The organism is Streptomyces sp. Z423-1, from assembly GCF_013009255.1.
GTDB classification, from domain to species: domain Bacteria; phylum Actinomycetota; class Actinomycetes; order Streptomycetales; family Streptomycetaceae; genus Streptomyces; species Streptomyces gossypiisoli.
In genome coordinates this window covers 3,228,413-3,239,483 of sequence record NZ_CP053109.1, presented here as the reverse complement: position 1 = coordinate 3,239,483, position 11,071 = coordinate 3,228,413, and the positions used below count along the sequence as shown (strand labels likewise).

At 74.4% G+C, this 11,071-nt stretch carries 7 protein-coding genes; 6 read left to right on the top strand and 1 reads right to left on the bottom strand.

Annotated elements, in window-relative coordinates:
- Positions 1 to 58 precede the first annotated feature (58 nt).
- From HJD23_RS14475 to HJD23_RS14455, 5 genes are all read left to right on the top strand, one after another.
- On the top strand, positions 59 to 1,534 hold the full coding sequence (locus HJD23_RS14475; RefSeq protein ID WP_171109975.1) for a gluconate:H+ symporter: 1,476 nt from the start codon (positions 59 to 61) through the stop codon (positions 1,532 to 1,534).
- Between the two features lie 162 nt (positions 1,535 to 1,696).
- A complete protein-coding gene (locus tag HJD23_RS14470; protein ID WP_171109976.1) occupies positions 1,697 to 2,797 on the top strand; it encodes a hypothetical protein in 1,101 nt (366 codons plus the stop codon).
- Positions 2,797 to 3,480 (top strand): hypothetical protein, encoded by a 684-nt coding sequence (locus HJD23_RS14465; protein ID WP_171109977.1) that lies wholly within the window; start codon positions 2,797 to 2,799, stop codon positions 3,478 to 3,480. Before HJD23_RS14470 ends, HJD23_RS14465 begins: the two co-directional genes overlap by 1 nt.
- A gap of 5 nt (positions 3,481 to 3,485) precedes the next feature.
- The gene (locus HJD23_RS14460) at positions 3,486 to 4,139 is read left to right on the top strand and encodes an RES family NAD+ phosphorylase (RefSeq protein WP_171111652.1); all 654 of its coding nucleotides are present in this window, start codon (positions 3,486 to 3,488) and stop codon (positions 4,137 to 4,139) included.
- A 37-nt stretch (positions 4,140 to 4,176) separates the two neighbouring features.
- Positions 4,177 to 8,457 carry a CHAT domain-containing protein gene (locus tag HJD23_RS14455; RefSeq protein WP_171109978.1) on the top strand — a complete coding sequence of 1,427 codons (4,281 nt, stop codon included), beginning with the start codon at positions 4,177 to 4,179 and terminating at the stop codon, positions 8,455 to 8,457.
- On the opposite strand, the gene HJD23_RS14450 is transcribed toward HJD23_RS14455, so the two are convergent.
- Positions 8,438 to 10,369, bottom strand: coding sequence for a caspase family protein (locus HJD23_RS14450; RefSeq protein WP_171109979.1), 1,932 nt, complete (start codon positions 10,367 to 10,369; stop codon positions 8,438 to 8,440). The two genes, HJD23_RS14455 and HJD23_RS14450, sit on opposite strands and share 20 nt — an antisense overlap.
- 178 nt (positions 10,370 to 10,547) lie before the next feature.
- Between HJD23_RS14450 and HJD23_RS14445 the strand changes: the two genes are divergently transcribed.
- Positions 10,548 to 11,069, top strand: a complete 522-nt coding sequence (locus tag HJD23_RS14445) for a hypothetical protein (RefSeq protein ID WP_171109980.1) — start codon at positions 10,548 to 10,550, stop codon at positions 11,067 to 11,069.
- The last annotated feature ends 2 nt before the right edge of the window (positions 11,070 to 11,071 follow it).

Below are 11,071 nucleotides of genomic sequence, written 5' to 3'. Positions count from 1 at the left end.
CCGTGCCGTGATCCCGCCATGCCCGAAAGCATCATGTGTTCACGCAGAGGACCCCCGAATGCCCCATATATCCCTCCCGCTCGCTGCCTCCGCCCCGGCCGAGACCCCACCCCACACCGGCGGCCTGCTCCTCCTCATCGACGGCACCGCGGGACTGCTGACGGTCGCCGCGCTCGGTATCGCGCTCCTGCTCTTCCTGATCATCAGGACCCGGCTCCAGCCGTTCGTCGCGCTGCTCGCGGTCTCCATCGCCGTCGGCCTGATGGCGGGCCTGTCGGTGACCGAACTCTTCGGCACGGTCCAGCGCTCCGACGCCGTCTCGACCATCGAGTCCGGCATGGGCGGCATCCTCGGCCATGTCGCGATCATCATCGGCCTGGGCACCATGCTCGGCGCGATCCTCGAAGTCAGCGGCGGCGCCGAGGTGCTGGCGTCCCGCCTGCTGAACCTCTTCGGCGAGAAGCGAGCGCCCCTCGCCATGGGCCTCACCGGCCTGATCTTCGGCATCCCGGTCTTCTTCGACGTGGGCATCTTCGTCCTCGCGCCGATCGTGTACGCCGCCGCCAAACGCTCCGGCAAGTCGATCCTGCTCTACTGCCTGCCCCTGCTCGCGGGCCTGTCCATGACCCACGCCTTCCTGCCCCCGCACCCGGGGCCCGTCGCCGCGGCCGGTCTGCTGCACGTGGACCTCGGCTGGGTCATCCTCATGGGCATCGTCTGCGGTATCCCGGCCGTGCTGGCCGCCTGGGCGTTCTCGGCGTGGATCGGCCGCCGGATCTTCGTGCCGGTTCCGCAGGACATGGTGGAGGCGGCGGAGGAGGCCAAGCGCGCCGTGCTGGACGAGCAGCGCGCGCCGAGCGAGCGGCCGGTCGCCCTCGGCACGGTCCTCGCCATCATCGGTACGCCGCTGCTGCTGATCCTCGCCGCCACCTTCTCCTCCATCGCGCTGGACCCCTCCACCCCGCGCTCGGTGATCGAGTTCTTCGGCCACCCGTTCGTGGCCCTCACGATCGCCCTGCTGCTGGCGTACTACGTCCTCGGCATCCGGCGCGGCTGGTCCCGCAAGTCCCTGGAGATGGTGTCGACCTCGTCGCTGAAGCCCGTCGGCAACATCCTGCTGGTCGTCGGCGCGGGCGGCGTCTTCGGCGCGGTCCTGAAGGCGAGCGGTGTGGCCCAGGCCCTGTCCGACACCTTCAACGACGTCGGCCTCCCGGTGATCGTCCTCGCCTACCTGATCTCGCTCGTCCTGCGGGTCGCCCAGGGCTCGGCGACGGTGGCGATCGTGACGACGGCGGGCATCGTCGCCCCGCTCCTCGCCGAGGGCGACCACTCACAGGCGTTCGTGGCCCTGGTCATCATGGCCATCTCCGCGGGCTCCATCTTCGCCTCCCACGTCAACGACGGCGGCTTCTGGATCGTCGCCAAGTACTTCGGCATCAGCGAGCGGGACACGCTGAAGACGTGGACGGTGCTGGAGTCGGTGCTGTCGGTGGCGGGGTTCGTGGCGGCGGCGGTGCTCAGTCTGTTCGTGTAACCGCCTCGTTCGTGTAACCGCCTTTGTACGAGGGCGCGTCCGGGGCCCGGTTCGGCCCTGGACGCGCCCTGATTCCGCCCCGTTCGCGACCGGCTCGTGCGCTGCAATGGAAGGGCGGAACGGGCTTGTGAGCGGCCGCGGGCCGGTGCGATGCTGATCGTCATGCCGTCGCCGCCGCCTCACCCGCTCGAACACGGAGTGGTCCTCGCGGAGGTGCGCAAGGTGCGACGAGCCGGAGTCGTCAGGCTGCGGGAGCTCGCCCTGCCGGTGCTCGCCGAGGTCGCCCGTGACCTTCCGCGGGGAGACGGCGAGTTGCCTGAAGGGCCGGTGGAAAAGGTGTTACGGCTCGCCGTCTCCCGGATGGGCGGCGGCACCCTGCAGACCGCCGCCGAGTACAGCCTCGGCCTCGCCCAGGGCACCCGGGACTGGCCGGCCGCCGACCGGCGCCGGCGGGCCGCGCAGGTGTACGGGGTGAGCGTCGAACGGTTCCGCAAGCACCACGAGTTCATGGTCCTCGGGCAGGTCGCGGAACAGATCGTGCAGGTCGCCGGGCGCACCCCGGTGACCGACGGTCCCGCCCCGGCGCCGTACGACCGCATCCCCGCCGCCCACCGGGCGCTGCGCGTCCGCGTGGAGCGCCGTACCGTGCCCGTCACCGTGCACGTCCACTCCGTGGACCTGCTGCGGGACATGGACGTCGTGGTCTCGCCCACGAACACCTACTTCGCGCTGCCCGCGCCCTACAAGTCGTCCATCTCCGCGACCCTGCGCCGGGCGGGGGCGCGCAGGGACCCCACCGGGGGACTCGTCGAGGACCGTATCCACGACGAGTTGGGGTCATGGGCCGCCCGGCACGGGGCTCCCGGCCGGGCGGCCCTGCCGGGCACGGTCGCCGTCACCTCCGCGGGCGCGCTGGCCGGTCAGGGCATCCGGCGCATCTACCACGTGGCCGTCGCCGTGCCCCGCCCCGAGACCAACGACTACGACGTACAGCCCGCCGACATCACAAGAGGCGTGGCCCGCGTCTTCGCCCTGCTCGCCGAGGAGGCCCGCCGGTACGACCCGCCGCTGCGGTCGGTGTGCCTGCCGCTGCTCGGCGCGGGCCGCGGCGGGCTGACCCCGCTGGAGAGCTTCGGCGCGCTGTGGACGGCCGTCGAGGCCGAACTCGCCCGGGGCGCCGACTGGGACATCCATTTCGTGGTACGCCGCCATGCGCGCGCCGATCTGCTTCAGCGGCTGCTGACATCCGTGGGGGAGGAGTGATGGGGAATCCTTCGTTCGAACCGGCCGACCCGTACGTCACCCTCGCCGCCGCCGCGGCCCGCTGGGACCGGGTCGCCGGGCGGCTCGGGCCGGACACCCGGGCCCGGCTGGCCGAGCTGCTCACCGTCGTCCGCCACGCCGACGCCCCCGGCCGCCACGACTGCGCGGTGCGGGCCGCCGGACTGTTGCGGGAGCGGTTGCCCGACGAGTTCGGGGCGGACGCGCACGCACGGCTCGTCGCCGTGCAGCAGGCACAGGGCGGAGCGCCGACCGTGCAGGGGTTCGCGACCGAGGACCTGGCCGTGCTGCTGATCGACGGGCACCGCATGGTGGGGCCGGTGCTAGGGCCGGTGCGGGAACGGCTGCTCGCGGAGCCCGCGCTGGACGCGGACACCGTGGAGCGGGGCGGCGGTGAGCCGTACGCGCCGGACCTGATCCGGCTGCGCGGCGCCGGAGGCCGGTTGCGGCTGCCGCGGTTCCAGTTCTCCGAGGAGACCCTGCCCTGGCTGGTCGTCCTGGAGGTCAACGCGCTGCTGGACGCCGACCGCGACCCCTGGGGCGCCGCCGACTGGTGGCTGTCCGCCAACGCCTGGCTCGGCACCAGCCCCGTCCGTCTGCTCGGCACCGGACGGGACCGGCAACTCGTGGAGACCGCCCGGTTTCTGATGGACAGTGAGGGTTGACCGACGTGCCCAACTACCGGCCGCCCGAGGCGCTCACCGGCACCCCCGGCAAGGTCACGCTGGCCCGCGGCACTCTGCTGTACCGCATCCACGGCTCCCACCGCGGCGCCGCCGACTTCAACCCCAGGCCGGCGCACTGCCTGTACGGAGGCGGCCGCTTCGACGCCACCTCCTGCGACCGGTACGGCTATCTGTACGCCGGCCTGAGCGCGGCCGCCGCCGTGTGCGAGACCCTGCTGCGCTCCCTGCCCTTCGACCCCGCCGGCGGCCCCCGCCTGCTGCCACGCCGGGCCGTCGAGGGACGCCGCCTCAGCACCCTCCGGCTCACCGCCGACCTGTGCGTGCTTCCGTTGATGACCGCGCAGGACCTGGCCGCCGTCCACCAGGACACCTGGCTGGTGCACACCGAGGCGCACGAGTATCCGTACACCAGGGACTGGGCGCACTGGATCCGCCGGCACACCCGGCCGTGGGCGCAGGGGATGGTGTGGTCGTCCAAGCGGGAACCGGCGGACCGGACCGTGGTGCTGTTCGGCGACCGCTGCCCGGACGGCGCGCTGCGCTGCGAGGAGGACGAGGCCGTGGACTTCGGCACGGCCGAGGGCCGGGAGTGGCTCAACTCCGTCCTGTTGCCCTACTACGTCCAACTCGCCCCGTAGGGCGGCATGTTGGTGACGATCCTGGAAAGCTCGACCCGTGACCGCTGACGACGCCCCCGGCCTCGTCGACGAACTCCGCGCCCAGCGCGAGGAGATCCTCGACGCCCTCTCCGCGACCGCCTCCGACGACCCGGAGGCACCCGCCCTGTGCGCGCTGGCCGGTGAGCTCAGCTACCGGCTGCACCTCCTGGCGGACGACCCCGACGACCTGGAGCTGGCCGCCCAGGCGTTCGAGCTCGCCTTCAAGGCGCCCGGCGACGACGAGGACTGGGCCGCCTGGCGCGTCGCGTTCGGGCACGTCCGGGCCCTGCAGTACGACATCGAGCCCCGCGCCGACCTCATCGACGTGATCTGGGCGCTGCTCACCGAGGGCACGGCCGCCCTGCCCCCGGACGACGCCGACTACACCTCCGTACGCGAGGTCGGCGCGCAGTTGCTCGCGGCCTGTGCCAAACAGCGCTACCTGCACTGCGACGGACCCGCCCGGCAGCGTCTCGAACTGCTCGACGAGGCGCTGCGCCGGCACGAGGCGGCCGCCGCCACCCTGGAGCCGGGCAGCCAGGAGGCCGTGGACCTGGCGGAGGCCCGCGGCTTTCTGTATCTGGAGCGCTGCGAGCTGGACCGGGTCACGGCGGACGCCGAGGCCGCCGCCGCCCACTACCGGTCCGTGCTCGACGCCGCGCTGCCCACCAGCGACCTGCCGCTGGTCCGCTACAGCCTGGGCCTCGCCCTGATGGTGCACGGCCGGGCGACCTCCGACCGGGAGGAACTGGAGCGGGCCCGCGAGGAGTTCGGCACCGCGCTGCTCGAAGCGCGGCAGCGGACCGGCCGTGAGCCGTCCTGGGCGTGGGAGGCCCAGATCCGCAGCGCCCTCGTCCGCTTCCTGCTCTGGGCCAACTGGAAGGACCAGGCACAGGCCGCCGCGGCCGAGGTCGAGCTGAACGGGCTGCTCGCCGACCCGGCCGACGTCGAGCGGCTCACCCCGGTGTTCCTCGACAGCTTCGGGCGGCTGCTGTACGAGCGGGCGAGCGCGCGGGGCGACGCGCCGGGACGGGACCGGGCGATCGGGCTGATCCGGCGGGCCATCGACATCTGGGTGCCCGAGCGGGACGGGCTGGTCACCGTGACCGCGTTCTTCCTCGGGCTGTTCCAGCAGAGCCGCTACCGGGACGACCCCGACCCGCGGCGGCTGCACGACATCGCCGAGGCCGCCGCGCTGGTCCTGAAGGACGAGAACTTCTCGGGCGAGCTGAGCAATGTCGCCCGTGCGATGGGCAGCTGGGCCTGGCACGCCCTGGAACAGGACCACGGCATCACCCCCGACTCCCCGGACGACATCCCCGAGGCGCTGCGCCCATCGAGCGCCCCCGACACCTATCTCGGTCTGCTCGGCGACCTCGAAGGCGGCCTCGGCTCCCTGAACTTCGCCGACACCGACGACGACTTCCCCGGCATCTTCAAGGGCCTGGGCGGCTCCGGTGTGGCCGCGGAGACGTTCGACCAGGGGTACGCGTTCTTCGCCGCCCAGGAGAAGCAGTCGGACCGCGCGGTCCTCGCCCTGAACCTGCTGTCCCACGGGATGCTCCTCGACCCGCACGGCACGCTCATCAGCGAGGCGCAGAAGACGGAACTCATCGACACCGTCCTGTCGTACGGGCAGGACGACCCCGAGTGGCAGCGCAAGGCGCACGCCGTCGTCGCCCAGGTCCGGCTGCGCGAGCAACTCAGCGGCTCCGGCCGCGGCATGGACACGGTCCTCGACCACCTCGCGCGGGCCGACGCGGCGGGCGCGGGCCCGGCACCGGGCGCCGACGACGGGGCGAACGCGGCGGGCGCGGGCGCCGTCCCGGCGCGCGGGACCGGCGACCGGCTCGGGCACGGCATCGACCTCGCCCGGTTCGCCGCCATGAGCCACCGGGGGCAGACCGCCGGAGCCCGCGACGACCTGGAGACGGCCGGCGAGATGTGGCGGCGGCTGCGCGACAGCCCCGCCCTGTCCCCGTACGAGCGCCGTGTGATGAGCGGCCAGCAGGCCGGGTTCGACGCACAGGCCGCCGCCCAGCGCGGCGAACTCGCGGCCACCGACGCGCACATCGCCGAACTGCTCGCCGTGCACACGGAACTCGACCCCGACGACGGCACCCGTATCGAACTGTGGACGATGCTGGAGAACGCCCGCTCCGCCCGCGACCGCCTCGCCCAGGAGCTGGGCGCCCCGCCCGCGCCTCCGCTCGCCGGCCGCCCCTCGGTGCCCGAACTGCGCCGGTCGGCCCGCGGGCTGCCGCGCGACCACCGGGCCTGGGTGCTCGGCGACAACGGCATCAACCGCTTCATGCGGGCCGGAGCGACCGGCGACCCGGCGGCCATCACCGAGGCGATGGAGCTGATCCAGGAGGCCTACGACCTGGTCGACGAGGGCAGCGACAGCAAGCTGCGCTACGGCTACTGCCTGGGCGTCGGCCACTGCGGGCTCGCCGAGACGCAGCGCTTCCCCACGGCCCGCGCCCGCCATCTCGCCCAGGGCATCGCCCTGCTGGAGGAGGCCTTCCGCACCGCCGGCGGCCCCGAGCACCGGCTCTACGCGGGCGCCGGACTCGCCCTCGGCCGCGCCTACCGCACCCGCGGCGAACTCCGCCGGGACGACAAGGGCCTCGGCCGCCGCACCGGTCTGGACGCGCTGCGCGGGCACGCCTGGGCGGCGCTGCTGCAGTCCGGTACCGAGCACGCCGCGCAGGCCGTGGCCATGGCGACCACGACCGCGCTGGAGGTCGCCGGCTGGTGTCTGCGCGACAACGCCCTCGACGAGGCCGTGCAGGCCCTGGACGCCTGTCGCGGCCTGCTGCTGCACGCCGCGACCACCTCCCGCACGGTCCCCGAACGTCTCGTCGCGGCCGGCCACGACGCCCTGGCTCAGGAGTGGCGTGCCGCGGGCCTCGCCACCGAAGCGGCCGACCCGTTCACTGCGATGCAGGCGCCGATGTCCGTCCCGAGCGCCCTGCGCCGCCGCGTCCTGGCCGCCCTCACCGGCACCGACGCCACCCAGGACCGCCTCCTCGACCCGCCGGCCCCGGACGAGATCGGCACCGCCCTGCGCACCCTGCGCAAGGACGCCCTCGTCTACCTGGTCCCGGCCGGTGAGGACACCCCCGGCACCGCCGTCGTCGTCACCTCCACCGGTGCCGTCCACTCCGTGCCCCTGCCGACGCTCACGGAGGACGCGGCCGCGCTGCGCGACTACGCCCGCGCCCCGCACGCCGACGCCGTACGGCTCGCGCAGGACGCACGCGACGCGGCGCCCTTCGTCGCGGCCCCGCAGGACCAGCGCGTGATGGGACCCGTCCCCGGCTGGTCCGGCACCCGGCCCGACCTGCCCTCCCTGCGGGAGCGGCTCGACCGGCTGTGCGGCTGGGCCTGGTACACCGGGATGCGCCCCCTGCTCGACGTCTTCGCCACCCGCACCGGGCGGGCACCCCGGCTCGTGTTCGTGCCGATGGGCACCCTCGGCCTGGTCCCCTGGCACGCCGCCTGGGCCCAGGGCCCGGACGGGCGGCGCCGCTACGCCCTGCACGAGGCGGAGATCTCCTACGCCGCCTCCGCCCGCCTGCTGTGCGACGTGGCCGCCCGGCCCGAGGCCGCCCACTCGGGCGCCGCGCTCGTCGTCGGCAACCCCACCGGGGACCTGCACTGGGCCGGTGCGGAGGCCGACGCGGTGCAGCGGGCCTTCTATCCGCGCGGCCGGTTCCTCGGGCGGCGCGAGGGCGGCGGCGCCGACGGGCCCGGCACCCCGCGGGAGGTGCTGTCCTGGCTGACCGGCACGGACGGTCCCGACGAGCAGGGTGCCGTACTGCACCTCGCCTGCCACGCCTCCATCGCCCGCACCGCCCGCCGCACCGCCCATCTCTCCCTGTACGACGGTGAGCTGGCGGCCGAGGAACTCACCGAGGCGGTCGCCGGGGCGAGCCGGGGCAGGCTCGGCCTGGTGGTGCTGGCCGCGTGCCGCAGCCATGTCTCGGGGCGCGGGCACAACGAGGCGTACAGCCTGGCGACCGCGTTCCTGGTGGCCGGTGCCCGCTCGGTGGTCGGCTCACTGTGGCCGGTGCCGGACGACGCGACGTCGGTACTGATGTTCCTGACCCACCACTTCCTGCGCACCGAGGGCGAACCGCCCGCCCGGGCGCTGCGCCGGGCCCAGCTGTGGATGCTGGACCCCGCCCGCGAACTGCCCGAAGGCCTGCCCGCCCGGCTCGCCGAACGGGCCGCGCACATCGACCCGGACGACCTGAGCGCCTGGGCCGGGTTCACGCACCTCGGCCAGTAGGCGGCACGACCGTGCGCAGGGCGATCGTCCGGGTCGCCCAGCGCCCGGGCGTGCCTCCGGTGACCGGACCCGCCTCGCGAGCCCCGGCGGGCGGCGCCTCGAACCGCAGGACTCCGGCAGGATCGCCCATCGCTTCCCGGCTGCCGGGACCGTCCGGGTCCCACGCCCCCAGCCGGAACGGGGCCGTGCTCAACTCTGCCTCCGCGACGATCAGTTTCAGCCAGTCCCGGCACTCCGCGCCGGGTACGACGGCCCGGTCGGCGGGCAGCGAGAGCTGGACGGGGTCGCCGTCCAGGGCGTACCCGGTGCGGCCCGGGCCGATGAAGTGGCCGGGGAAGAGTGCCGGGTCGGCGGCGTAGCGGTCGGTGAGGTCGAGCAGCACGCACCACAGCGAGCGGTGCGGGGAGCGGTTGTGCAGCCGGATCGACACCCACGGCTCGCGCGGTCCGGGCGTGCCCTCCGGGGCGTAGGAGCAGACGAGGTCGCCGCTGCCGTCCGGGACCAGGGGCCCGCCGTCGGCCGCGTCCCACGGGACGACCTCCACCTGGACGAGGTTGTCCAGCACGGAGGGCCGGGAGGTGAGGTCGCGCAGCTGGTGCCAGCGGGCGAGATGGACCAGGCAGTCCACCACGCGCCGGGCGTCGCCGTCTCCGGTGAACGGCAGCGGGGCCACGAAGTCCGTCCCGTCCCGGCCCAGCACGCGCGCACTGTCCCCGCGTACGACCACCCGGAAGTGCGGATCCCCGTACTCCTCGGGCCGGTCCACGACCCGCAGCAGCGGTGCGGGGCCGCCGCCGGGGCCGTGCGAGGCCACCGCCGCCCGCAGCAGGTCCGCCGCGTCGCCCTCGGCCACGCTCACCGTCGCGGGCGGGGTCGCCAGCGCGGTCAGGCTCACCGGGTACACCCGCTCGGGGTCGGGTGCCCAGCCGACCGGTTCCACCAGCGTCCGGTCGGCCCGCACCGAGCGGGCCCGCACGACCTCGCCCGGCAGCGCACCCTCCGGCCCGACCACGCCGAACTCCGTACCCTCGGCGCCCTCGCCGTCCCGCAGCCCGTGACCGGTGCCGCAGTCCACCTCCCAGCCCTGCGCCGCGCACCGCAGCAGATGCTCACCGGCCGCCTGCCCGACCGCACCCCCGAGGAACGGCAGATCGGCGGCCCCGCCCGGCGTCTCCGGATACAGCACCGGCCGCTGCCGCCCACCGGAACGCTGCACGCGCGCGTCGGCCGCGGACAGCAGCTGCCGGTACGTGGCGTCCGGGCCCGCCGCACGCACCGCGCTCAGCAGGGCGTACGTGAACGCCCCGTGCCGCCGGCCGCCGTAGTGCCCCTCGTACGACAGCTGGTCGAGCCGGCTCGCCGCCAGCAGCACATGCCGGGCGGGCCCCTGCGGCAGCCCGACCTCCCGGCCACCCGGCCCCGCCCACCCCGGGCGCGGTGGCGCGAACCGCGCGGTCAGACCCTCGGGCAGGTCGTCCCGGCTGGCGCCCCCGGAGTAGCAGCAGTCCAGCACCGCCACCACATGCGCCCCCCGGGCCGCGACCGCGTCCAGCAGGGCGCCGAGCCGCTTGTCGGGCAGCGGGCCGTCCGCGCACACCAGCGCCTGGTTGAAGCCGGTGGCCTCGATCAGCAGGTCCGCGCCCGTGGCGACCTGCTGCGTGCCGTGCCCGGAGAACCAGAACAACGCCGTGTCCCCGGGCCCGGCCGCCCCCAGGAACGTACGGATCCCGTCCTCGACCGCCGCCACCGTCGCCGCGCCGTCCAGCACGGTCCGCACCCGCGCGGCCCCCGCCGTACGGGCGGACAGCAGCCGGTGCGCCTCGGTGACGTCGTTGACACAGCCCTTCAGGGGCGGTGCGATCTCGGACGGATAGTCGTTGATGCCCGCCATGAACGTGTGGATCGACCCCATGCCGGGCAGTCTGTCAGCCCACCCCGGCCCGTGACGTGAGTGAACTGGGCGGCACCGGGGCGAGTTCGGGGCAGGAACCGGTTTTCCGCGTGCCAAGTTGCGGATCAGGTCGCACTATTGACTCAACGTCACTACTCTTCATCTCTCGCCATCGCTCATGCACTAGCTCGGGGGACACATGGGCCACTTGGAGCGGCCACGGCGCATCGTGCAGCCAGGCGGTGCCGGGACACCGCCGTCCACCTCGTCGGACGCCCTGCGCCGCACGGACCAGGGCCTCACCACCTCGGGCGGCGCCCGCCGCACCGTCGGCGCGCCCGGCCCGGCCGCACCCCTGCGCCGCGAGCGCCTCGCCCCCCGCCCGCAGGGACTGCGCGACGCCGTCGGCCGCCTCGACGCGGGCCTCGACGAGCAGGCCCGCCGGCAGCTCGCCCAGTGGATCGGCGAGGAGTACCAGGCCAGTTACGGCGAGGTACCGCTCGGCTTCTTCGCCCGCTGCTACCTCGGCCCGCCCTACGTGGACCACCAGCTCAACCTCTTCCAGGTGATCATCCGCCACTTCGCCCCGTCCGAGGCGGTGCCCGAGCCGTTCGCGGGCGCCCGGATGCTGGTGCGCTCCGGCGGCTACGCCTTCGTCGAGGTGTACTCCGGCGGACTGCTCCTGCCGGTCCTCGACGACGGGACCGTCGTACGTCCCTGAGC